This is a genomic window from Nocardiopsis camelliae (assembly GCF_028993595.1).
GTDB classification, from domain to species: Bacteria; Actinomycetota; Actinomycetes; order Streptosporangiales; family Streptosporangiaceae; genus Nocardiopsis; species Nocardiopsis dassonvillei.
On sequence record NZ_CP118614.1, the window covers coordinates 2,519,223 to 2,542,427 of the forward strand.

Annotated in this window: 21 protein-coding genes and 1 CRISPR repeat array; of the genes, 12 read left to right on the top strand and 9 right to left on the bottom strand. The window is 71.7% G+C overall.

Translation table 11 applies throughout. The annotated features are described in order from the left end of the window. The first annotated feature begins 2 nt into the window (after nt 1-2). A complete protein-coding gene (gene cas1e / locus PV789_RS11010; RefSeq protein ID WP_274977317.1) occupies nt 3-959 on the top strand; it encodes a type I-E CRISPR-associated endonuclease Cas1e in 957 nt (318 codons plus the stop codon). Between the two features lie 17 nt (nt 960-976). Next, on the top strand, nt 977-1,327 hold the full coding sequence (gene cas2e / locus PV789_RS11015; RefSeq protein ID WP_274977318.1) for a type I-E CRISPR-associated endoribonuclease Cas2e: 351 nt from the start codon (nt 977-979) through the stop codon (nt 1,325-1,327). 98 nt (nt 1,328-1,425) lie between these two features. After that, a CRISPR array of direct repeats spans nt 1,426-2,065; the repeat unit is 29 nt; unit sequence GTGCTCCCCGCGCACGCGGGGATGGTCCC. Nucleotides 2,066-2,700: 635 nt separating this feature from the next. On the opposite strand, the gene PV789_RS11020 is transcribed toward cas2e, so the two are convergent. Then, a complete protein-coding gene (locus PV789_RS11020; protein WP_498049384.1) occupies nt 2,701-3,249 on the bottom strand; it encodes a hypothetical protein in 549 nt (182 codons plus the stop codon). Between the two features lie 313 nt (nt 3,250-3,562). Here PV789_RS11020 and PV789_RS11025 point away from each other — a divergent pair, with 313 nt between their 5' ends. Next, the gene (locus tag PV789_RS11025) at nt 3,563-4,453 is read left to right on the top strand and encodes a glycoside hydrolase family 19 protein (RefSeq protein ID WP_274977320.1); all 891 of its coding nucleotides are present in this window, start codon (nt 3,563-3,565) and stop codon (nt 4,451-4,453) included. A 119-nt stretch (nt 4,454-4,572) separates the two neighbouring features. On the opposite strand, the gene PV789_RS11030 is transcribed toward PV789_RS11025, so the two are convergent. Continuing rightward, complete coding sequence (locus tag PV789_RS11030) at nt 4,573-5,055, bottom strand: SMI1/KNR4 family protein (protein WP_274977321.1); 483 nt, start codon at nt 5,053-5,055, stop codon at nt 4,573-4,575. Between the two features lie 233 nt (nt 5,056-5,288). Between PV789_RS11030 and PV789_RS11035 the strand changes: the two genes are divergently transcribed. Further along, nucleotides 5,289-6,062: a class I SAM-dependent methyltransferase gene (locus tag PV789_RS11035; protein WP_274977322.1), complete on the top strand. Its 774-nt coding sequence runs from the start codon at nt 5,289-5,291 to the stop codon at nt 6,060-6,062. Between the two features lie 33 nt (nt 6,063-6,095). Here the strand turns inward: PV789_RS11035 and PV789_RS11040 are convergent, their stop codons facing one another. Together PV789_RS11040 and PV789_RS11045 are read right to left on the bottom strand one after the other, a co-directional pair. Next, nucleotides 6,096-6,857 carry a phytanoyl-CoA dioxygenase family protein gene (locus PV789_RS11040; protein WP_274977323.1) on the bottom strand — a complete coding sequence of 254 codons (762 nt, stop codon included), beginning with the start codon at nt 6,855-6,857 and terminating at the stop codon, nt 6,096-6,098. A gap of 179 nt (nt 6,858-7,036) precedes the next feature. After that, nucleotides 7,037-7,876: a helix-turn-helix transcriptional regulator gene (locus tag PV789_RS11045; RefSeq protein WP_274977324.1), complete on the bottom strand. Its 840-nt coding sequence runs from the start codon at nt 7,874-7,876 to the stop codon at nt 7,037-7,039. Between the two features lie 462 nt (nt 7,877-8,338). Between PV789_RS11045 and PV789_RS11050 the strand changes: the two genes are divergently transcribed. The 3 genes from PV789_RS11050 (at nt 8,339) to PV789_RS11060 (ending at nt 12,146) form a co-directional block, all read left to right on the top strand. Next, nucleotides 8,339-9,286, top strand: a complete 948-nt coding sequence (locus tag PV789_RS11050; protein ID WP_274977325.1) for an SDR family oxidoreductase — start codon at nt 8,339-8,341, stop codon at nt 9,284-9,286. Between the two features lie 72 nt (nt 9,287-9,358). Beyond that, entirely contained in the window at nt 9,359-10,720 is a 1,362-nt protein-coding gene (locus tag PV789_RS11055) for an MFS transporter (RefSeq protein WP_274977326.1), read from the top strand. Nucleotides 10,721-10,964: 244 nt separating this feature from the next. Next, entirely contained in the window at nt 10,965-12,146 is a 1,182-nt protein-coding gene (locus tag PV789_RS11060) for an oxygenase MpaB family protein (protein ID WP_274977327.1), read from the top strand. Between the two features lie 318 nt (nt 12,147-12,464). Here PV789_RS11060 and PV789_RS11065 read toward each other — a convergent pair whose 3' ends face one another. Further along, on the bottom strand, nt 12,465-14,102 hold the full coding sequence (locus PV789_RS11065) for a BCCT family transporter (RefSeq protein ID WP_274977328.1): 1,638 nt from the start codon (nt 14,100-14,102) through the stop codon (nt 12,465-12,467). Between the two features lie 235 nt (nt 14,103-14,337). Here PV789_RS11065 and PV789_RS11070 point away from each other — a divergent pair, with 235 nt between their 5' ends. The 4 genes from PV789_RS11070 to PV789_RS11085 all read left to right on the top strand — a co-directional run bounded on the left by PV789_RS11070 (nt 14,338) and on the right by PV789_RS11085 (nt 17,770). Then, entirely contained in the window at nt 14,338-15,240 is a 903-nt protein-coding gene (locus PV789_RS11070; RefSeq protein WP_274977329.1) for a TetR/AcrR family transcriptional regulator, read from the top strand. Between the two features lie 142 nt (nt 15,241-15,382). Next, entirely contained in the window at nt 15,383-16,282 is a 900-nt protein-coding gene (locus tag PV789_RS11075) for a beta-keto acid cleavage family enzyme (RefSeq protein ID WP_274977330.1), read from the top strand. A gap of 40 nt (nt 16,283-16,322) precedes the next feature. Further along, nucleotides 16,323-17,321 carry a 3-hydroxyacyl-CoA dehydrogenase NAD-binding domain-containing protein gene (locus PV789_RS11080; protein ID WP_274977331.1) on the top strand — a complete coding sequence of 333 codons (999 nt, stop codon included), beginning with the start codon at nt 16,323-16,325 and terminating at the stop codon, nt 17,319-17,321. Beyond that, nucleotides 17,318-17,770 (top strand): thioesterase family protein, encoded by a 453-nt coding sequence (locus PV789_RS11085; protein WP_248769774.1) that lies wholly within the window; start codon nt 17,318-17,320, stop codon nt 17,768-17,770. Before PV789_RS11080 ends, PV789_RS11085 begins: the two co-directional genes overlap by 4 nt. Before the next feature lie 236 nt (nt 17,771-18,006). Here PV789_RS11085 and PV789_RS11090 read toward each other — a convergent pair whose 3' ends face one another. Together PV789_RS11090 and PV789_RS11095 are read right to left on the bottom strand one after the other, a co-directional pair. Then, nucleotides 18,007-18,624, bottom strand: coding sequence for a stage II sporulation protein M (locus PV789_RS11090; protein ID WP_274977332.1), 618 nt, complete (start codon nt 18,622-18,624; stop codon nt 18,007-18,009). Between the two features lie 109 nt (nt 18,625-18,733). After that, complete coding sequence (locus PV789_RS11095; RefSeq protein WP_274977333.1) at nt 18,734-19,390, bottom strand: hypothetical protein; 657 nt, start codon at nt 19,388-19,390, stop codon at nt 18,734-18,736. A gap of 313 nt (nt 19,391-19,703) precedes the next feature. Between PV789_RS11095 and PV789_RS11100 the strand changes: the two genes are divergently transcribed. Next, nucleotides 19,704-20,444, top strand: coding sequence for a MerR family transcriptional regulator (locus PV789_RS11100; protein WP_274977334.1), 741 nt, complete (start codon nt 19,704-19,706; stop codon nt 20,442-20,444). Nucleotides 20,445-20,478: 34 nt separating this feature from the next. Here the strand turns inward: PV789_RS11100 and PV789_RS11105 are convergent, their stop codons facing one another. Next, nucleotides 20,479-21,483, bottom strand: a complete 1,005-nt coding sequence (locus PV789_RS11105; RefSeq protein WP_274977335.1) for an arsenic resistance protein — start codon at nt 21,481-21,483, stop codon at nt 20,479-20,481. Between the two features lie 142 nt (nt 21,484-21,625). After that, nucleotides 21,626-23,140 carry an FAD-dependent oxidoreductase gene (locus PV789_RS11110; RefSeq protein ID WP_274977336.1) on the bottom strand — a complete coding sequence of 505 codons (1,515 nt, stop codon included), beginning with the start codon at nt 23,138-23,140 and terminating at the stop codon, nt 21,626-21,628. Nucleotides 23,141-23,205: the final 65 nt, after the last annotated feature.

The following is a 23,205-nucleotide window of genomic DNA, read 5'->3' on the forward strand; positions in this document are numbered from 1 at the left end:
GCATGGGGACCGTGGGGAAGCGCAGGACCTCGGGGCCGCGCGAGCTGACCAGGGTGGGCGACCGGTTGTCGTTCCTGTACCTGGAACGGTGCATCGTGCACCGCGACTCCAACGCCATCACCGCAGAGGACGGGGACGGGACGCGCTACCTGCCGTCCGCGGCCATCGGCACGCTGCTGCTGGGGCCGGGCACGAACGTGACCCACTCGGCGATGAGCCTGCTCGGCGAGTGCGGGGCGACGGTGGTGTGGGTCGGGGAGCACGGGGTGCGCTACTACGCGGCTGGGCGCGCGCTCACCCGTTCCTCCCGGTTGGTGGAGGCGCAGGCGACGGCGTGGGCGAACCGGCGGAGCAGGCTCGACGTGGCGCGGGCGATGTACCGGATGCGTTTTCCGGACCTGGACGTGGAGGCGCTGAGCCGCCAGGCGCTGCTGGGCAAGGAGGGCGACCGGGTCAAGGCGTGCTACCGGGAGCAGGCGGCGCGGACCGGTGTGACCTGGCGCGGTCGGCGGTACGTGCCGGGGGACCACGACGTCTCGGATACGCCGAACAAGGCGATCACCGCGGCGGCGCAGTGCTTCTACGGGGTGGCGCACGCGGTGACGGCCGCGCTCGGGTGCAGCCCGGGGTTGGGGTTCGTGCACTCGGGTCACGAACGCGGGTTCGTGATGGACGTGGCCGATCTGTACAAGGTGGAGATCGGGATTCCGGTGGCCTTCGATGCCGCCGCGCAGGGTGAGGAGGACGTGGACGGTGTGACGCGCAGGCTCTTGCGGGACCGGATCAACCAGGAGGGGCTGCTGGACCGGTGCGTGCACGACATCAAGAAGCTGCTGCTCGGTGATGGGTTCGGTGAGGCCGGGGCCGAGGGTACGGGCGAGGGCGCGAACGACGACGTGGCGGACACGGTCGGGCTGGTGGGTGACCGGGGTGAGCTGCTGGAGTCGGGTTACAGCTAGGCCGACGAGGTGGTCTGGTGACGGTCGTCGTGCTCACGAACTGCCCGGCCGGGCTGCGCGGGTTCCTGACCCGGTGGCTCATGGAGATCTCGGCGGGGGTGTTCATCGGCAACCCGTCGCGCCGGATCCGGGAGGCGCTGTGGGCGGAGGTGAAGGAGTACGCGGGGAACGGGAGGGCGTTGCTGGCGTACAGCGACGGCTCCGAGCAGGGGTTCACCTTCCAGACCTTCGAGCACCACTGGGAACCGGTGGACCACGAGGGGCTGACCCTGATGCACCGTCCGAAGAAGGCGGTGGAGGAGAACCGGAGGCCGCCGAAGAGCGGGTGGAGCAAGGCGTCGAAGAGGCGGCGCTTTGGTGGGAGGTGAGTTCTTTGGGGGTTTCGGGGCCTGTGGGGTGCGTGTCCGTCTTTGAAGAAGTTGGAAAATTGGCTGCTTGCCGTTGGTAAGTTCGCAGGTCGTTGACTGTGCTCCCCGCGCACGCGGGGATGGTCCCAGTAACGAGATCGTTCTGACCTCGGCTTTTGGGTGCTCCCCGCGCACGCGGGGGTGGTCCCCGGTGTGGCCTGCTGTCATGACACACGGTGGCGTGCTCCCCGCGCACGCGGGGATGGTCCCTCCGCGAGCTGCTCGTCGGAGGGTTCGGGGGTGTGCTCCCCGCGCACGCGGGGATGGTCCCTCGTCCAGGCTGATCGCCAGCGCGTCGGCCGCCGTGCTCCCCGCGCACGCGGGGATGGTCCCGGCGTCAACGAGGTGATCGAGCACTACCTCGGGTGCTCCCCGCGCACGCGGGGATGGTCCCCAGAAGAAGGCGACGACCAGCAGGCAGCCGACGTGCTCCCCGCGCACGCGGGGATGGTCCCGACATGGCTCTGCGCACCGTGCGCATGCGGCAGTGCTCCCCGCGCACGCGGGGATGGTCCCCTCAGGAAGAGGAAGAAGGGCGCGGGCACGTGGTGCTCCCCGCGCACGCGGGGATGGTCCCCCAGAAGAGAGCGACATGAACAGCTCCGAGACGTGCTCCCCGCGCACGCGGGGATGGTCTCACCGGGCCACTGGTCGGGGTGCACCAGACGCCGTGCTCCCCGCGCACGCGGAAATGATCCAAGACCAGACGGGGGAGAACGTCATGAGCGCGATGCCCATGGAACCTGGGAACGGCCCCGGAATCGGTCACGACCTCAGCGGATACGTACTCGTTCCTGCAAGATGGGTCGAACACTAAGAACGACTTCTCGAAGAGCACGACGATGCCGAAGCAGCCCAGATTCTGGCAGACGTCAGAGCAGGTCGGGAACAGATCTTCGTCCATGACGAGGTGTGGGGAAACGACGATTGAGCCGCAACTACGAGCTTCAGCGAGCGCGGCCAGCCAGCGCTCTGCGCGCACGCGGGGCTGATCCCTTCGGCTGACGAGCCCTGCCGTTCGCTGATTTCCTAGCCGCGTCCGGACCCAAGGGAAAAGCCCCCGCGCGACAAGAGCTGTCGCGCGGGGGCTCCCGCGTCTCGCCGGACCGTCGCGGATCCCCCGAACCGCCGGTCCGGCGCGGGTCGTGCGCGCTCACCCCCGAGAGGCGCCGACCCGGCACCCGCGCCGCGTCATCACGGGCCGTACGGCCGTGGAGGCCGTCCCCGCGGCCCGAGGAGCGCGCAGGTGCACACTCACCTCTCTACCCGCCCAATGGCGGGTAAACATGAGCAATCCCGGCCCTCGCTGGGCGAGCGGTATGGCCAAACCCCGATCAAAGGGGAACGGTGCCGCCGAAGAACACCGCGTCGTCCCCCTCGGGTTCGACCGTGATCAGCACTTGCTCGTGGTCGGGGTCCACGTTGAACCCGTAGGTGAGTGTCGCCTCCTCACCGTCGGAAAGCGGTTCGTCGAAGTGGGCCGAACGCCCGGAGCCGTTCTCGTCGAACTCCAGGATGGTCGGAGGCGCCTCCTGGGTGTCGGGGCCGTGGAAGGCGAACACGGCGACGCGGGTCGCGTCGAAGGTCTGGCCGGTGGCGTTGGTGAGTGTGAGGTCGAAGGTCAGCGCCGGTTCCCCCTGGGCGTCCCGGACGCGCTCGAAGTCCTCCACGACCACGGTGAGTCCTTCGGTGATCTGGGCCCGGCTGGTGCCTTCGGGGTCCAGGCCGGTGAACCGGGAGGAGGACTCGCTGGCACTGGCACTTGCGCTTGCGGAAGGTGTCGGCTCGCTGGCGGCGGGGCGCTGTTCCTCCTCCTGCGGTGTGGAGGGGGAACAGGCGCCGACCGCCAGGACCGCGGCGGCCGACACCAGGGTCCGGGCCACGCTGACAGGGCGGAGGGCAGGCGTGTCGTTCATGGGTTCCAGCATGGATCACGACTCGACCGGTGTCCCTGGAAAACGGACACGATCCTCTGCGGGAACGCGTCGAGCTTTCGCGTACGCCGAGGCGGACCGCCCCCATCTCCGACGGCCCGGTGAGGGGCCCGACGCCGGGTCACCGCCTCCGGCTTTCCGTCACCTTGTCCTCACGATCCGTGTTACTGGTCTTGACAGGTCTAGACCACCCTTGCTTTGGTGACGGCACCCCCAGCGGCGCGCGGTCGGACGACGCGCCGCACCCTAGGAGTGTGAACACGTGATCCGTCGTCTCCTGAGCAAGCTGGCCGCGCTCGGCGCGCTCGCGGCTGTGCTCGTCGTCCTCCCCGTGACCGTCGCGCAGGCCGCCGCCGTCTGCGCGCCGGCCTGGAACTCCTCCGCCGTCTACACCGGCGGCGGGCAGGTCTCCTACGACGGCCGCAACTACACGGCCAAGTGGTGGACGCAGAACGAGCGTCCCGGCACCTCCGACGTCTGGGCCGACCAGGGCGCCTGCGGCACCGACGGTGGCGGTGAGGAGCCCGCGCCCAGCGGGTTCGTCGTCACCGAGGCCCAGTTCAACCAGATGTTCCCGAACCGGAACCCCTTCTACACCTACAGCGGCCTCACCGCCGCCCTCAGCTCCTACCCGGCCTTCGCCAACACCGGCAGCACCGAGGTGAGGAAGCGCGAGGCGGCCGCCTTCCTGGCCAACGTCAGCCACGAGACCGGCGGGCTGGTGCACATCAGGGAGACCAACGAGGCCAACTACCCGCACTACTGCGACTGGAACCAGCCCTTCGGCTGCCCGGCCGGTCAGGCCGCCTACTACGGGCGCGGCCCGATCCAGCTCAGCTGGAACTACAACTACAAGGCCGCTGGTGACGCCCTCGGCATCGACCTGCTGAACAACCCCTACCTGGTCGAGCAGAACGCCTCGGTCGCCTGGCGGACCGGCCTCTGGTACTGGAACACCCAGTCCGGACCCGGCACGATCACGCCGCACAACGCCATCGTCAACGGCCACGGCTTCGGCGAGACGATCCGTGCGATCAACGGCTCGATCGAGTGCAACGGGGGCAACCCGGCGCAGGTCCAGAGCCGCATCAACAAGTTCACGCAGTTCACCCAGATCCTCGGCACCACCACCGGGTCGAACCTGAGCTGCTGATCCCCGGACGCGGCTGAGCGCCCGTGGGACACATCCGGGCGGGGGCGCGCCCGGCCATCGCGGCCGGGAGCGTCTCCGCTCCGGTGTTCCGGGGAGGGCGGGGCCGGGTCGCGACGACCTCAGCCAGCCGGAGGGCAGGGAACCAGCCGCGTGAGGAACTCGCCGAACGACCGCGCTATCCGTCGGGGGACGCGGTCTTCGTCGATGTAGGCGATGGCGGGTTCTCCCGCGGGACCGCACACGGAATAGTCGAGCATGACCGTGTCATGGCCGCCGGAAGGCGTGTGGCAGACCACCACGCCGATTTCCGGATACCCCCATTCGTTGATGAGGTAAGGGCTTCCCCCGTCGGCCCCGGAGTCGATGCCCCAGTCGCCGCCGATCCCCCGGATCGCGCTGATCTCGAAATGGTCGTCGGCCCAGGACGTCGGAAACGATGTGGGGTGGCAGCGGCGTCGCGGGGTCCCTCCGTTCCGTAGCAGCAGCACCTCCACGTAGCCGCGAGGAAGCCGCACGCCGAGGTCCGCCTCGGCACGGCGGACCATTTCGCTGTCGAGGGGAGGGCCGGTGTAGTAGTCGCCGTCCTCGAACAGCTCTGTCATCAGCAACCTCCGGTGTGTCCGCTGCCAGCGCGGGCTCGTCTCTCAAGGAGCTGCACGGGCCCGGGGCCTCGATGATGCCGGTAGGGCAGCCGGAACCCCTGGCCGGGGTTGCGGCAGTGCCCGTCCTCCGCGCGGCCTCGCGTACTGCGATCCCTGTCGCGGCGGCTTCTCCCGTCCACGCGGACCGTAATCGAAGGCTGCCCGGCGGGCTCCGCGCACACTAGGCTCCAGCGATGGACCGAGTCACCGATGTGCCCCACACCCCCGTCCAGGCCGCGGATGCGGCCCGGACGAACGACAACGACTACGACGGCTTCGCCGAGGCGTACGCGGCGGACAACGAGAACAACGTCCAGAACGCCTACTACGAACGGCCCGCGATGCTGGCCCTGGCCGGGGACGTGACCGGCCGCCGCATCCTGGACGCGGGCTGCGGCGCGGGCCCCCTGTCCGCCGCACTGCGAGACCGGGGCGCCGACGTCACCGGTGTCGACGCCAGCGCCGGAATGCTGGCGCTGGCACGGCGGCGGCTCGGGGACGACGCGGACCTGCGCGTGGCCGACCTGAGTGATCCCCTCCCGTTCGAGGACGGTGCGTTCGACGACGTGGTCGCGTCGCTGGTGCTGCACTACCTGGAGGACTGGGGCCCGACGCTGGCCGAGATCCGGCGCGTGCTCAGGCCCGGCGGTCGGCTGATCGCGTCGGTGCAGCACCCGTTCACGGACTACGCGATCCAGGACCCCCGGCCCGACTACTTCGCGACCACCAGCTACAGTGCCGAGTTCGCGTTCAGCGGGCGGACCGTTCCGCTCAGGTTCTGGCGCAGGCCGCTGCACGCGATGACCGACGCCTTCACCGCCGCCGGTCTGCGCCTGTGCGCCGTCAGCGAGCCGCAGCCCGATCCGGCCGCCCGTGAGCTGTTCCCCGACGAGTTCCACGCCCTGTCGACCAGGATCGGCTTCCTCTTCTTCGTCCTGGAGGCACCGCCGTCGCCCGCCGGTGCGTGACAGCCGCGACCACAGCGCGGCCCCGGCGCGGGGTCAGTCGGCGCGTAGCGCCTCGATGACCGGACGTTCGACCGGAGTGGGCCGCCGCGCGTCGAGGTCGAGTTCCCCCACGGGCGGCAGCGGAGGCTGGGCCAGGAAGCGCGGGGCGGCGCCCCGGTGCGGCTGGGCGGCGTGCACGAGGAACGGGTGGCACAGGAAGACGTCTCCGGCCGCGCCGGTGGCCAGCGCCTCGGGGCGGCCCTCGCTGGCCGGGACGGCGGCGCCGCACAGGTCCATGAACTCGCGGCCCCCGTCACCGGCGTCGGCCAGCAGCGGCGGCACGTCGCGGTGCGAGCCCACCCGGATGCGGGTGGGCGCGTCGTCGGGGCCGACGTCGGAGAACAGGAAGAGCATCAGCAGGGCGCGCCCGCGCGAGCGGAGGTTGACGCGGGGCTCCCCCTTCGCTCCGGCGAAGGAGGCGTCGAGGTGCCACCCGGCGTCGCCGGGGTCCTCGTCGCCGGGGAAGCGCACGGGGAAGGTGCCGAGCCCTTCCAGGCGCTGCCAGCGGCCCTGGCCCACCAACTGGTCGAACGCCTCGTGCAGCGCGGGTGTGGTGGCGGCCTCCCGGAACGGCGGGTCGGGGTAACCGCCGAGGCGGACGACCGGCCGGGTCCAGGTGGCGGGGTCGTCGGGGTCGCAGCCGAGGTCGGCCCACAGCCGTTCCCGGCCCCGGTCGGCGAGTTCGCGCGGAAACGCCCCGCGCAGGGCGACGAACCCGTCCTGGACGAAGGCCCTGATGTCGTGATCGGTCAGCATGAACCGGTTCCCCTCTCGTTCACCGGCCACGTTAGGGAGCCCTCCGGGGGAGCGGCCCGACAGTTGCGGTCCGCCTCCGGTCGGGAACTCCGGCCTGCGGCCGCTCACGACGCACGGAGCCCGCCCCCTCCCGGCTGACTTCCGCCTCCGCTCCGGTGGAGCCCGGGTACGACCCGGCGTCAGCCGAGCTTCTGCGTTCCGATGACCGACAGCATCCGGAGCTTCTCGTGGCTCTCGCTGCCGGGAACGGCGGTGTAGACCCTCAGCGAGTGGGCCTGGCCCGGATCGACCAGCCGCTGGCAGGTCAGCTCCAGCGCGCCGACCTCGGGGTGCACGAAGTGCTTGACCTCGTGGGGGCGTATCCCGATCTCGTGGTCGCTCCACACCCGTCGGAACTCCTCGCTGCGGGCCAGCAGCAGTTCGGCCAGTTCGGCGGCGCGCGACCGCGGCCCGCGCAGGGTGACGAGCTCACGCAGCCCCGCGGCGTAGGTCCGGGCCAGGAACGGGTGCTCCTGCGGCGCGTAGATCCTCCGGGAGGCGGGATCGGTGAACCACCGGTACCCCGCACTGCGGGCGGGCCCCGTGAACCGCGTCGTGTCCCCGGTCAGCGCGACGCCCATCCGGGACTGGCGCAGGGTTTCGCCCAGCTCGGTGGTGATCTCGGCGGGTGTGTCGTCCAGGCGGTCGAGCACACGCAGGAGACCGGGGCCGATGTGCTCGTTGGACCCGCCCCTGGGCGGCGGATTGTGTCCGGCGAGGCGGAACAGGTGGTCGCGCTCGTCGAGCGACAGGTGCAGCCCCTGGGCGATCGAGGCGAGCATCCGGTGCGAGGGCTGGGGGCCGCGTTCGCGCTCCAGGCGGGAGTAGTAGTCGGTCGACATGTGGCACAACGACGCGACCTCCTCGCGCCGTAGCCCGCTGGTCCTGCGGCGCTGCCCGCGCGGCAGGCCGACGTCCTCCGGTTGCAGGGCCTGACGCCGGTTGCGCAGGAACTCCGCCAGCCCGGTGCGATCGATCACGACGTCCCTCTTCTCGGGTGCTGCCTGGTCCGTGGGGCCTGTCTACCGCCCGCGGACGGCGCCAGCCACGACCCGCCGATCCCCCCGTGAGCGGCGCAGAGGCGGCCCGGCGAGCCTGTGATCGGGAGGTCCTGGATAGGTCCGCGCCGTGCGCCCAGGATCGGTGCCAAGGCCCGAGCGGGACCCCGGAAGGCGAGCGGACGCGTGCTCGCCCACCGCCCCGACGCGCCGCCGCAGACCGCCCCGGAGCGGTCACCGGTGAACGCGACCGGCGCCCCGCCGGTGGCACGACCACCCGCACGACCGTCCGCTTCGGGAGCACCCGCTCCGGAACCGCCCGCTCCGGGAACACCCGCGCGGACCGGGGACGCCGGACCGGACCGGCGACGGGTATCCGGTGCCGGGCCTCCGGTGACGGGGACCCGGCGGCGACATCCAGACACGACATGAGGGAGAACGACCATGCCAAGTCGAATCATCGACATCACCGTGCCCGACCTGACCGGCAAGCGCGCCGTCGTCACAGGCGCCAGCGACGGGATGGGCCTGGCGATGGCCAGGCGGCTGGCCGCCGCGGGCGCCGAGGTGATCATGCCCGTCCGCAACGAGCGCAAGGGCGAGGACGCGATCGCCACGATCCGGCGGACGGTGCCCCGCGCGAACGTCTCGCTGCGCCGCCTCGACCTGTCCTCCCTCGCCTCGGTCGCCGCCCTCGGCGACACCCTGCGCGAGGAGGGCCTGCCGATCCACATCCTCATCAACAACGCGGGCGTGATGAGACCCCCGAACCAGCAGACCACCACCGACGGCCACGAACTCCAGTTCGGCACCAACCACCTCGGCCACTTCGCCCTGGTGGGCCACATCCTCCCGCTGCTGCGCGCGGGCCGGGCGCGGGTGACCTCGCAGATCAGCGTCTCCGCGCGCCGCGGCTCCATCAACTGGGAGGACCTGAACTGGGAGCGCTCCTACAACGAGATGCGCGCCTACAGCCAGTCCAAGATCGCGTTCGGGCTCTTCGGCCTCGAACTGGACCGCCGCAGCACGGCGCACGGGTGGGGCATCACCAGCAACCTCTCCCACCCCGGGGTGGCCCCGACCAGCCTCCTGGCCGCCCGCCCCGAGATCGGCCGCGGCGAGGACACCCCCTACATCCGCCGGATCCGGGCCCTGTCTGCCCGCGGAATCCTGCTGGGCACCCTCGAAACGTCCAAGCTGCCCGCGCTCATGGCCGCGACCGACCCGGCTGCCAAGCGGGGCGCGCTCTACAGCCCCAGCGGCCTCGGGAGGCTGGGCGGCCCGCCGTCCGAGCAGCGGCTGTACCCGCCGCTGCGCAGCGCACAGGAGGCCGCGCGCGTCTGGCAGGTCTCCGAGGAACTGACCAGGGTCTCCTTCCCCGCCGCCGTCTGACCGCTGTCGTCTGACAGTCACCGCCTGCCCGCCAACGCCTGCACGACCGCCCCACGACCCCACGGAGACCGCATGAGTACAGTCGCCCCCCGCACGCCCAGACCCAGGAGCCCCTGGTGGGTGCTTATCGGCAGCGGCACCGCCAACGCCGTCGGCCCCCAGATGTACCTGGCCACCATCGGCCTGTTCGTACTGCCGATCGTCGAGGACACCGGCTTCAGCCGCACGACCGTCACCGGGGCCTTCTCGGTCGCGGCGGTCGGTATGGCGATCGGCCTGGTCATCGTCGCCCAGCTCGTGGACCGCTTCGCCGCGCGGTACATCCTCGTGCCGGGGTTCGTGCTGTTCGCGGCCTCGATGGCACTGATCGGGCTGGTGCCGCCGGTCGAGTGGGTCTACCTCATCCCGTGCTTCTTCGTGGGCTTCTTCGGGGCCGGGACGGCCGTGCCCGCCACCAGGGCGGTGGTGAGCTGGTTCGACAACAACCGCGCCCTCGCCGTCGGAGTGGTGACGGGCATCATCGGGCTGGGCTCGGCCCTGGCCCCGCTGCTGGCCGGAGCGCTCATCGAAGGCGTCGGATGGCGGACGGCCTACGGCCTCATGGCGCTGATCTCGGTCGTGGTGTCGGTCACGATGGTCACCCTGTTCGTGCGCGCCCGCGCCGAACGGCACGTGCGCGGACGACTCGTCCAGGAGACCCGGGTGGAGGGCCGCGAGGTCAGCCTCGAACTCCCCGGCCTGACGGTCGGCGAGGCGGTCCGCACCCGGCAGTTCTGGGCCATCGCGCTCGGACTGGGACTGGTCGGCGTCGTCGTCTACGGCCTCCAGGTCCATCTCGTGCCGATGATGACCGACCGCGGGCTGGGCGCCGACCAGGCCGCCACCCTGCTGGTCGTCTTCGGGCTCGCCTCGCTGGTGGGCCGGGTGGCGGGTGGCCTCATCCTCGACCGGGTGCACGCGTGCGTCATCGGTCCGATCGTGATGATCGCCCCCATCGCCGGGATGTTCTTCCTGGAACCGCCGTTCGGCGGCGCCGTCGTCGCGGTCGCCTTCATCGGCGTCGCCTTCGGCATCGAGGGAGACCTGCTCGCCCTGCTCATCACCCGCTACCTGGGCACGCGCTACTTCGGCCGCATCCTGGGCCTGGTCCAGGCCGCGTTCCTCCTGGGCAGTGCGCTGGGGCCGCTGCTCCTCGGGCTGGGGTACGACCTGCTGGGCTCCTACGACCCCGTCATCCCCGTCCTGATGGGCGTCCTCGTCGTCGGCGCGGTCCTCATCGCGACCCTGGGCCGCTACGTCTACCCCGCCGTCAACGGCTTCGACCGCCTCGCCGCCCGCGACGAACTCGCCGCCTCCGAGGTGCTGAGCGACATCGCCGGGAGCGACGACGCCCACGGCTCCCCGGGCAGGCCGCGGGCCCAGGCCCACGGCTGAGCCGCCCCGGACCCGTACACCACCGGGCCGTCGCGGGCCCGGGCCACGGTCCCGTCTTGTCCGCCCGGGTCAGAACCCGTGGGCCCGCCGCCCGGCCCGGGCGGACGGCCGACACCGGAGCGCCGGGCGGCCGAGCGCCTCCAGCCCAGTCCGCGGCAGGACCATGTCAGCCATACCTGGCACCCCCGGGGTCCTCCCGACCCTGCGGGCGGTCAGGAACGAACCCCCGGAAGAAAGGGAGACCATGACCGAGCAGAACCCGTGGCCGACGGGCAGGGCGGGGCGGTCGACCGTCCTGGCCCAGTTCGGCCAGGCCCGAGCCGACCTGATGCAGTGGGCGCTGACCACCGGTGACGTGCTCGCCGACGCGGTCGTCACCGAGATGCACGAGATCGGGATGGGGCAGGCCAGGCCCGTGGTGAACCAGGGCATCCGGGAGGGCCTGGCCTCCCTCACCGACCCGCCCCCGGCACTGGCGGCGCTGCTGCGGCAGACCGAGAGCCCGCCCGACTACGTGGACGACGCCCTGCTCGACCGGGGCCCCATGCCGTTCTACACCTCGCCGCCGCCGGTGCACATCATCGCGCTCAACGCTGGCTCCCTGATCCGGGTATACGAGTCGCCGTCGATCTCCAAGGTGCTGACGACGACGGGACGGCTGGTCGAGTCCGCGCAGCGGCGCATCCAGGAGACCGGGGCGTGGCTCACCCAGACCATGCTGCCCGGCAGCCTCCGGGTCGGACAGCCGGGCTACGTGGCGACCCTGGAGGTGCGGATGCTGCACGCGCACATGCGAAGGCTCGCGCTGAACCGCGGCTACGACAGCTCGGCGGACGGCTGCCCGATCAACCAGGTCGACCTGGGGCGGACCTGGATGGACTTCACCCTGACCGCTTACACCGCCGAAGGGCTTCTCGGGTTCGGGTTGAGCAGCCGCGAGCAGGCCGACCTGTACCGCTACTGGTGGTACGTCGCCCACCTGCTGGGGATCGACGCGCGTCTGGTCGAGGGGATCACGGGCAACGAGGCCGCCGCACGCCTGGACGCCGTGTTCCAGAGCGTGACCGGACCGGCCACGGAGGAGTCGGCCGTGCTGGCGGACGCGACGCTGGCCTCGGCGACCTCCGCGCTGCACGCGATGCTCAAGGTACCCGGCGAGCTGGCCCGACCGGCGCTGAACGCGATCGCCCGCCGTATCCACGGCGACGGAGCGTGCCAGGACCTGCGGATACCTCCGGCCCCGATCGCCGACGCGTGGCTGGGCCCGGTGCTGTCCGGGCTCGCGCTGGCGCGCGAACGCCGCCGCCGGGACCCGGGGCGATGGCAGGCCGCGATCGACCAGAACCTGGCGGCCGCCCGCGAACTGGCGGCCCGGCCAGGACAGCCGACCGCCTACCAGCGCGGCGCGACCGGTTCCGAGGACTGAGGGAGCGGCCGCGAGTACGGGCGCTACGGGCCGGAGGGGTTCCAGCGGACCAACGAATGAACTTCTCGGCCGGTATTCTGCGGCCATGGTGTTTCCAGGGCTGGGCGCTTTGTCTGTTTTCCAGGAAGTTGGAAAAACGGCTGCTTGCCGCTGGTAAGTTCGCAGGTTGTTGACTGTGCTCCCCGCGCACGCGGGGATGGTCCCCTCGACTGGACCCCGCCGAACCAGCGCCCGTGGTGCTCCCCGCGCACGCGGGGATGGCCCGACGACGTCACCGTGCTCCTGGCCGACGCCGCGTGCTCCCCGCGCGCGCAGGGGTCACCTCGCAGCCGGGGTCGGCGGGGACGGAGGCGTGTCCAGTCCCGCTTCCTCCCCTCGGTCCGGACCGAGGCCGGGCTCGGCTCCAGGACCGGCACCGGGGTCGGGGCCCGCAGCGCCGGAACGGTAGCGCTCGTCCTCGCGGAGCCAGCGCACCAGGGAGGCGGCGACCAGGCTCAGGATGAAGATCAGCGGGAAGGCGGTCACGACCGACAGGGTCTGCAACGCGTCGGTGCCTCCGGCCGACATCACCGAGACCGACACCGCCGCGAGGACGACGGCCCAGAGCACGCGGTTGGACCGGGAGGGCTCGACCTCGTTGGGCAGGTCACGGGAGGTGGCCGAGCCCATGATGTAGGACGCGGAGTCCAGCGTGGTGGCCAGGAAGACCAGCAACAGCAGCAGGAACAGCGGGGTGATGATCCAGCTGAGCGGGAACGCCTCCAGCGTGGCGAAGATGGCCGGGACCGCGCCCTCGGACTCCAGGGTGTCGACGATGGGCGCCTGCCCGCTCAGCTCGAAGGCCATGCTGGAGTTGCCGAGCAGCGCGAACGAGAGCCAGCAGCCCAGGCTGCCGAAGCCGCACATGCCGACGATGATCTGCCGGACGGTGCGCCCCTTGGAGATCTTGGCGCAGAACATGCCGACGAAGGGCCCGTAGGAGATCCACCAGCCCCAGTAGAAGACCGTCCAGATCTCCTCGAAGCCGGACCCGCCGACCGGGTCGGTATAGGTGCTCATCCGCACGATGTTCTGGGCGAGCATGCCGACGCTGTTGGTGAAGGTGTCGATGACGAAGACCGCCGGGCCCAGCACCAGGACCAGGACGCCCAGGGCGGCGGCCAGGTAGAGGTTGAGGTTGGCCAGGCGCTTGAGGCCGCGGTGCAGGCCCAGGGCGACGCTGCCCCCGAACAGCACGGTCCACAGGCCGATGACGATGGTGTTGAGGGTGGCGCCCGGCTCGAAGCCCAGCATGCGGGAGGCGCCCTCGGCGACGGTGGGCACGGCCAGGGCCAGCGAGGTTCCCGCCGCCCCGATCATCCCGAGGATGAAGAAGACGTCGATCAGGCGTCCCGGCCAGCGGTCGACGCGGTCGCCGAGCACCCCGCGGCAGGCCTCGCTCAGGCGCAGGCGGCGGATTCTGCGCACGTGGTAGGCGTAGGCCAGGGCCAGGGTCGGGACGCAGAAGACCGCCCAGGCGGTGGGGCCCCAGTGGAAGAGGGGGTAGGTGGCCGACCACTCGGCGGCCTCGGCGCTGTGCGGTTCGAGTTGGAACGGGGGGTCCACGTGGTAGTGCGCCCACTCGATGATCCCCCAGTACATGAGGCCGCCGCCGATCGCGGCGGTGAAGATCATCGCCAGCCAGGTGGGTGTGGAGAACTCGGGGCGGTCGTCGGGGCCGCCCATCCTGATGCGGCCGTGCCTGCTGAAGAGCAGCCAGCCGAGCAGTACCGCGAGTCCGACGACGAACCACATGTACACCCAGCCCAGGTCGGACTGTAGCCAGGACAGGACCTCGCCGAGCAGGCGTTCACCCGTCTGCGGCGCGATCACGAACGGCGCGCTGAAGCCGATCACCATGATCAGCGCGGGCCAGAAGACTTTGTTGTCGATGTTCCAGCGGATAGCTCGGGTCACCTCCGGGGTCGAGGGCGTGGACCATCCAGTTACTACTGTGTTGCGCTTGACTAATCAACCAGTCAGAATCGCCTCACCGCTGTTCCCGCCTGCTGCCGTGCGCTGCTGTTATGAGGGAAAGCGTTTGGTAGCAAGGGTTTCGTGGGTAGTGGGGCGCACGGGCCGATGCCTGTGTAACGAAGTGACAACCACGTCCGCGTTGCGAAAATCGCCATCGTGCTGTTACGTTCCCACCGTGAGCGACAACGTGGCCGACGACGTGCGCGGCAGGGCCCGCGAGGCGATCCGCCGATCCGGCCTCTCCCAGCGCCAGTTCGCGACCAGACTCGGCATCGACCCCAGCAAACTCTCCAAGTCCCTGACCGGCACCCGGCGCTTCACCGCCCTGGAACTGGCCGGTATCGCCGACGAGACCGGGGTGACGGTCAACTGGCTGCTCAACGGCAAGGACGACGCCGAGACGGTCTCGGCGGTACCGCGCGACTCCTCGGCGGTGCGGCCGACCTCCGCGAGCCTGGCGGACCACCCCACGGCCGCCCGGGAGCACAGCCGCAGACTCCAGATCATCGAGGCCGCGTGGACCCTCATCGCCGAACGCGGCTTCCACTCGGTCCGCGTCGCCCAGGTCGCCCAGGCGTGCGGGACGTCCAGCGCCACCGTCCACTACTACTTCCCGACCCTCAACGACCTGCTGGTGGAGGCGCTGCGCCACTCGGTGAAGCAGGCCTTCGACCGCCAGGTCGCGGGGCTGCACACCATCGAGGACCCCTACGAGCGCCTCCTGCGGCTCATCGAACTCCAGCTCCCCGACTCCGAGCGCCTGCGGCTGGAGTGGTCGATCTGGCTCCAGGTCTGGACGGCAGCGGCGCTGGACCCGGGGATGCGCGGGCTGCACGCCGACTCCTACCTGCGCTGGCACGAGACCATCGCCCGCACCCTGCGCGAGGGCAGGGAGAGCGGGGTCTTCGCCGACTTCGACGTCGAGGAGATGACCAGACGCCTCACCGCCCTCATCGACGGCATGGGCATCCAGGTCATGACCGGGATGCCCGGGCGGTCGGTCGCCCACATGCGTGACACCCTGCGCTCGGTCATCGACAGCGACGTCCTGGGCCGCCGCCGGGCCCCGGGGGACTGAGCCGACCCGCACCCGACCCGGCCCTAACCCCTTCCGGAGCCCCGACCTCGGTTCCGCGCGCCCGAAAACGCCCCATCCGGCCCCCGAGGGCCGCCCGTTCACAGAACCCGCAATGCCGCACACACGGAGACGGAGCACCGCCATGAGCGACACCATGAACCCCAAACCCATCCTGACCTGCGCCCTCACCGGCGCCGGGGACACCGTCGGCCGCAGCGAGCACGTGCCGGTGACACCCGAGCAGATCGCCGCCGCCGCGGTCGAGGCCGCCGGGGCCGGCGCCAGCGTGGTGCACATCCACGTCCGCGACCCCGAGACGGGCGCCCCCTCCCGGGACAACGCCCTCTACCGGGAGGTCGTCGACCGCATCCGCCAGACCGGCGTGGACATCGTCATCAACCTCACCGCGGGCATGGGCGGCGACCTGGTCATCGGCCAGGAGGACCCGCTCAAGTTCGAGGAGGGCACCGACCTCGTCAACGGCCTGGACCGCCTGCCGCACGTGGAGGAACTGCTGCCCGACATCTGCACCCTGGACTGCGGCAGCCTGAACTTCGGTGACGGGAGCCAGGTCTACATCTCCACCCCGGACATGCTGCGCGCGGGCGCCAAGCGCATCCAGGAACTCGGGGTCCGCCCGGAACTGGAGATCTTCGACACCGGCCAGCTGTGGTTCGCCAAGACCATGCACGCCGAGGGCCTCATCGACGACCCGTCGCTGTTCCAGCTGTGCACCGGCATCCCCTACGGGGCGCCGTCGGACCCGGGCGTCCTGCAGTCGATGGTGAACCTGCTCCCCGAGGGCGCGCAGTGGGCGAGCTTCTCCATCGGCCGCAAGCAGATGCCGTGGGTGGCGCAGTCGGTGCTGCTCGGCGGGCACGCCCGGGTGGGGCTGGAGGACAACCTCTACCTCAGCCGCGGGGTGAAGGCCACCAACGGCCAGCTCACCGAGAAGGCCGTCAACATCATCGAGCAGCTCGGCGCCCGCGTGGCCACACCGGCCGAGGCCCGCACCATGCTCGGGCTCCGCAGCGCCGCCTAGCCGCCGTCCCACACCAACCGCCGACCACACGAGGAGCACGATGACGGAGAATGCGAGAACCACCCCCGAGGCCGTGCGCACGGTCGCCTGCGTCGGAGCGGGGGTCATCGGGGGCGGCTGGGTGGCCCACTTCCTGGGCCGCGGCTACCGGGTGGTCGCCTGGGACCCCGCCCCGGACGCCGAGAGCAAGCTGCGCGGGCTGGTCTCCTCGGCCTGGCCCGCCCTGGAGGAGCTGGGCCTGGCAGAGGGGGCCGACACGGCGAACCTGCTGGTCGTGGACACGCTGGCCGAGGCCGTGGCCGACGCGGACTTCGTCCAGGAGAGCGCACCGGAGCGCCTCGACCTGAAGATCGACCTGCTGGCCGAGATCGACGCCGCCGCCCCCGAGGGCGTGGTCGTCGCCTCGTCCACCTCCGGCTACAGCATGAGCGAGATGCAGGTGGGGGCCCGCACACCGGGGAGGCTCGTCGTCGGGCACCCGTTCAACCCGCCCTACCTGGTGCCCCTGGTCGAGGTGGTCGGCGGTGAGCGCAGCGAACGGTGGGCCGTCGAGTGGGCCTCGGACTTCTACCGCGCCGCGGGCAAGTCGGTGATCACCATGGACCGGGAGCTGCCGGGGTTCATCGGCAACCGGATCCAGGAGGCCGCCTGGCGCGAGGCCCTGCACATGGTCGCCGAGGGGGAGGCGACCGTCGAGCAGATCGACCTGGCGATGACCAGCGGACCCGGGCTGCGCTGGGCCTTCTTCGGCCCCTGCCTGACCTTCCACCTGGCCGGGGGAGAGGGCGGCATGGCGCACATGCTCGACCACTTCGGTCCGTCCCTGAAGTCCCCGTGGACCCGCCTGGAGGCGCCCGAACTCACCGCCGAGCTGCGCGACCGCATGGTCGCGGGCACGGACGAGGTCGTGGCCGGGCGCTCCACCGCCGAGCTGATCGCCCAGCGCGACCGCCGTCTGATCGCGGTGGCCCGCGCGCTGGAGGAGGTCGAACGCGCCGAGGCCGCCGAGGCCGCCGAGCGGGCGGGGGCGGACGCGTGAGCGCGACGCTCACCCAGAGGCTGCGGCCCGAGTGGATCGACTACAACGGCCACCTCAGCGAGGCCTACTACGTCCTGGTCTTCGGGTTCGCGACGGACGCGCTGATGGACCGGGTCGGCCTGGACGCCGCCTACCGCGAGCGGTCCGGCTGCTCGCTGTACACGGTGGAGGCGCACGTGCGCTACCTGCGCGAGGTCGCCGCGGACGACGAGGTCGAGGTCCGCACCCGGGTGGTCGGTCCGGGCCCGGACCGGCCCGGCGCCAAGAAGGCGCGGATCTGCCACGAGATGCGGGTCGGCGAGGTCCTGGTGGCGACCGAGGAGCTGATGGCGCTCCACGTCGACCAGGCCCTGGGCCGGGCGGTCCCCTTCCCCGAGGAGGCCGCCGCGCGCCTGGCCGCCCTCGCCGAACCCGCGCCCGACTACGCGGGCCGCGCCGTCGGGGGGTAGTCCGCCTTCGGCCCACGGGCGGCGAGGGCGACGACCATGCCGCGTCCGGCGCCTGGGAAGCCGTTGTTCGGTGCGGTCCCGGTGTCTCCTGGGACGGCCGGGGCGGGCGCCTGGGAAGCCGTCGCGCGGTGCGCCCCGGCGGGGAGCGTCTCGGCGGCGCCGACGCGCGAGCACCCGGTCGTCGTGGGCGGCCGGGTGCTCCGCTGGTGGTCCCCCGTCCCGCTGACGTTTCGGGATCAGCCCGCGAGCATGCGGGGGACCAGGTAGACGAGCTCGAAGGCCTCGTAGGCCGCGCCGACGACGAGCAGCGCCAGCGCGGGCAGGCTCAACCAGCCGGCCTGCCGGAGGCCGTACAGGTAGCCGCGACGGCGGTCGGGGGCGCCGACCGCCGCGGGGCGCAGCCAGGCCCTCCCGAGGAGGTAGGCGCCGAGCATGAACAGGGCGTAGGCCTGGAACTCGATGACGACCGCCAGCGAGTGCGGGATCATCAGCGTGGCCGTGGCCTCGTCGAGGGGTGCGAGGATCACGCCGGTCTCGTACGCCTTGTAGGCGAACAGGGGGATCCCGGCGAAGGGCACGATCATCGAGGGCAGCATGATCCTCAGCACGGCGACGGTCAGCACGTTGACCCCGAAGATGATCAGGCCGAACAGCCAGGGGTTCGCGAACAGCTCACCCACCAGGTCGGCCGTCCCGTCCTCCTGCTGGGAGCCGACCTGGGCGGCGTTCAGCTCGGGGAAGGCCAGGGCCGCCCCCATGCCGACGAGGAACACGCCGTAGGCGATCGCGTTCATCACGAGGTAGGCGCCGAGGTTCGCGCGGATGATCCGGAAGGGCTTGTGAAGGCTTCGCATGTGTCTGGCTCCGTGTTCGACGGGGTCGGTTCGATGGGGTCGGGGGAGCCGCCGGGGCTCGCGGTACTCGGTGCCGCGCCGCGCGAACGCGCGTCCGCGGCGTCGGCGTTCAGTTGGCGCTGTCCAGCAGCGCGTTCCAGCGCAGCCGGGTCGCCCGTTCCACGCTGGAGGTCGAGGCGCACAACCCGAGCGCGACGTTGAGCCACAGCGGCAGGTCGACGGGTGAGGTGAAGGCGCCGAAGCGTTCTGCTATCGGCGGCACCTGCGAGACCGCCTCGACGATCTGCGGGACGACGAGAAGGACCGGCACGACCAGCAGGACCAGCGACACCGCCCTGACCAGGCGGCTCAGCGCCGGGCGCTCGCGGTCCAGGCGGGCGCGGCGGCCCTCCGCCGAGCGTTCGTCCGGAACGAGCTGGCGCTCGTCGCCCCCGGCGGTCACGTAGTGGCAGCGTTTGAGCCCGAAGGCCGTCGACTCCACCTCGACCACCCCTCCCGGCACCGGGAAGACCGCCGGGAGCGTGGACTCCAGGTGGTGCCTGCCGTCCAGGTAGAGGTGGGCCCTGCCCTTGCCGTCCTCGGTCATGACCCGCTGCCAGTAGGGCACGTCGACGGAGTAGACCGCGCGGTGCCCGTCGCCGTCGGTCAGGGGCAGGTGGAACAGGGCGCGGGAGAGCGGCTGCCACCAGCGGAAGCGTTTGAGCGGACGGCCGTTTCCGTCCTTGACCCGCTTGGCCGCCTCGCGCCGTCGGCGTTCCTTGATCACTTCGGGCTCCCTGTCCGCTCGTGAGTACCTGTGGCCGACCTGGCACGGAACCGGGGCCGCCGCATGCCCGTCGCCGCTGGGGGCGCACCCGGCATGCTCGGTCGCGAACCGGTCACGATCGGCGTTCGCCCCCATTCGAAAGGCTGCCCTCGGGGCAGGGTCAAGCCCGGGAGCCGTCCGGTGCCGGGGACGGCGGACGAACGGGGGCGAACGAGGGCACGCCGCTTGACCCGGCCCTCGGGGCAGGGTGTGGACTGGGTGTCCGCGTGGGGCGCGGCGCCGCCCGCGGTCGCGGCGGAGGAGGAGGCATCGCGTGGCCTGGAGTACTCAGCAGCTCGCCGAGCTGGCCAACACCACGGTGAAGGCCGTCCGGTACTACCACGAGGTCGGCCTGCTGGACGTGCCGGAGCGGACGGCGAACGGCTACAAGCAGTACCAGGTTCCGCACCTGGTCCGTCTGCTCCAGATCAAGCGCTTGAGCGATCTGGGCGTCCCGCTGTCGGAGGTGGCCTCGATGGGACGGGCGGACGAGGACCCGGACGAGGCGATCCGGGTGCTGGACAAGGAGTTGGAGGCGACGGTCGACCGGCTCAACCGCGTGCGGGCGGAGCTGGCCGTCATCCTGCGCCACCGCGCACCGGCCTACGTTCCCCCCGCGTTCGCGCCGGTCTCCCACGAGTTCTCCGACCGGCAGCGGTCGTTGCTGATGGTCTACTCGACCGTTCTCAGCGAGAAGTCCGTCGAGAAGTTCCGCGAACTGATCAGCGACCCCGACGAGACGGACGAGGAGTTCGAGGCCCTTCCCGAGGACGCGGACGACGCCGCGATCGACCGCCTCGCCGCGCGCATGCTGCCGGTCGTGCGCAGACGGAGTGAGGAGAACCCGTGGTCGGCCGACCCCGCCGGTGACGCGCCGGGCGGCGCGGAGCGCGCCGAACGCACGATGGCCGAAGCGATGGTGCAGTTGTACAACCCCGCGCAGCTGCGGGTGCTGAAACGTCTGAGCGACCTCCTCCGGGAGGAGGCTGCGGACGGGGGCGGCGACGCGACCTGACGCGGCGTCGGGGGCGGCCCGGAGCCCGGGGCGGTCAGCGCTCCGGGCCGTGCCCCTGGTGTGTCCGGGCCGGAGCGGGCCCGTTCGCGGCGGGCCGCCGGACCCTCACCAACTGCGCGAGCAGGGCCAGCACGGGCAGCTCCACCAGCGGTCCCACCACCAGCGCGACCGCGATCAGGGGCCGGTCGGGGAAGGCCGCGACCGCGATGGCCAGCGCGATGGGCGAGTTGCGGGCCGTGGTGGTCATGACCAGGGTGACCCCCTGGTCCGCCGGGAGGCGCAGCACCCGGGACAGGCCGGTGGCGATCAGGGGCAGCGCCACGAAGAAGACCGCCAGCGGCGGCAGCAGGGCGAGCAGGTCGGCGCCGTGCTCCAGGACGGTGCGGGCCTGCCAGGCGAACATCGCCAGCACGGCCGCGTACAGCAGCGGCAGGACCAGACGCGAGGCCGGTCCGGTGACGTACCGCTCGCGCCAGGCCGCCCCCTTGAACCGCTGCGAGGCCCACCGCAGCACCGCGGCCAGGGCCAGCGGGACGACGAGGACGAGCAGGACCGACTCGGCCAGGGTGGCGGCGTCGACCATGGCGGCCCGCCCGCCCAACAGCAGTACGTACACCGGCAGCAGCGCGAGCTGGAGGACGAGGTTGACCGGCAGCAGTGCGGCGGCGATGCCGGTGTGCCCGCGCGCCATGGCGGTGAAGACGAGATACCAGTCCGTGCACGGGGTCACCAGCAGCAACAGCAGACCGATGCGCAAGTCCGGTTCGCCTCCGAGCAGCCCCGATCCCAGGGCCCAGGCCAGGGCCGGGGTGAACACGAAGTTGAGCACCAGGCTGACGGCGACCAGGGTCCTGGCGCGCCCGACCTCGCCCACGTGGGCGGCGTCCATCTGCACGAACACGGCGGTGAGCATCGCCAGCAGGGCGGGCAGCACCACGTGCTCGGCCGCCGGGCCGACGGGCAGCGCCAACCCGGCCCCGAGGCCGATCAGGGCGGCCAGGGCCACGAACAGGCTCTGGAGGCGTTCGGCCAGCGACATCGGTTCAGCGCTCCTCGGCGGTTTCGAAGACCCGTATCAACACCATGCGCCCACGGTAGGCCTTCGCGCCGCCCCGGGGGCCGGGCCCGGTGCGCGTACGCCCGGCACCTCCGGGGCCGGGCCCCGGATCCGACGGTGGGGGTCAGTCGTCGTCGAGGTCGACGGTGGGCAGGGGCGTGACCGCCGGGCCGTTGAGCACGCTGCCGTCGGTGTCGTACCGGGAGCCGTGGCAGGGGCAGTCCCAGCTGGTCTCCGCCGCGTTCCAGGCCAGTCGGCAGCCCAGGTGGGTGCAGTTCAGGCTGACGGCGTGGAGCCCGCCCCGCTCGTCGCGGTACGCGCCGACGGAGTCGCCGTCGATCTCGATGACGCCGCCCTGGCCCCGGTCCAGGTGGCGGGCGTGGTGGGGATACAGCCGGCCCAGGTGTCCGCCGACCATGTCCGCGCCGACCTTGAGGTTGTCCTTGATCAGCCGTCCCACGGCCTTGGCGTCACCGACGCGGGTCGCGTCGAACATCGCCAGCCAGGGGTTGTCGCGGCCCCGCAGGAGATCGCTCAGGATGACGGCGGCGGCGGTGCCGTTGCTCAGGCCCCACTTGTTGAACCCCGTCGCCACCAGGATCCGGTCGTTCATCGACGAACGACCGATGTAGGGCACCTGGTCGGCCGTGGTGTAGTCCTGACCGGACCAGCGGTACTCCACCGCGTCCACGTCGAAGGTGGACCTGGTCCACTGTTCCAGGTCGTCCCACAACGCCCGGGTGTCCTGCCCGGTGCCGGTCTCGTGACCGCCGCCCACCACGATCAGCCCGTTGGGGCCGCGGTCCAGCCAGGGGCGCGTGGACCTGCTGGGCGAGTCGATGGAGATCGCCATCTCCTGGGGTGCCGGACCGTGGAGCCGGGCCGCCAGCCCGAAGGACCGGAAGGGGCGGGTCCTGGCGAAGTACCCCCCGATCATGTTGATCGGCAACAGCGTCGCCACCACCACGGAGCCTGCGCGGACCGTCGCGTCGTCGGTGCGCACGCGCACGGTGCCGTCCCGCTCCTCGTCCACCTCCAGCACGCGGGTGTGCTCGAACACCTGGCCGCCGACCGCCGAGAGCGCCTCGGCCAGCCCGGCGACGTAGCGGCCCGAGTGGAAGTGCAGCTGGTGGTCGAACCGTACCGCCGCCTCGATCCCGAAGGGCAGGTCGGTCGTCTCCACCAGCGACGCCGGAAGGCGCAGGCGCTGGGCCGCGGCCGCCTCCTCCTCCAGGGTCCGGCGCCGCCCGGGGTCACGGGTGTAGGCCACGGCGGGCGCACGGGTGAGGTCGCAGTCGATGCCGTACTCACCGGCCAGTTCGGCGACCAGTTCCACCCCGGCCTGGTTGGCGTCGGCGTACACGCGGGCCAGGTCCTGGCCGTAGCGGTCGACCAGCCCCGCGTAGACCAGTCCGTGCTGGGAGGTGACCTTGCCGGTGGTGTGCCCCGTCGTGCCCCGTCCCAGGCGTCCCGCCTCCAGCACCGCGACGCTGCCCGCACCGGCCCGCCGCGCCAGCAGCGCGGTCGTCAGCCCGACGATGCCGCCTCCCACCACCGCGACGTCGACCTCCACGTCCTGGCTCAGACGGGGAAACTCCGGTCGGTTCTCCACGACCGTCCACACGCTTCTGTGCTGCATCCTCTGCCCCTCCCGATCAGGTCCAGACGCCGTCGGCCCCGTGCGACGGACAGCGCCTACACCAG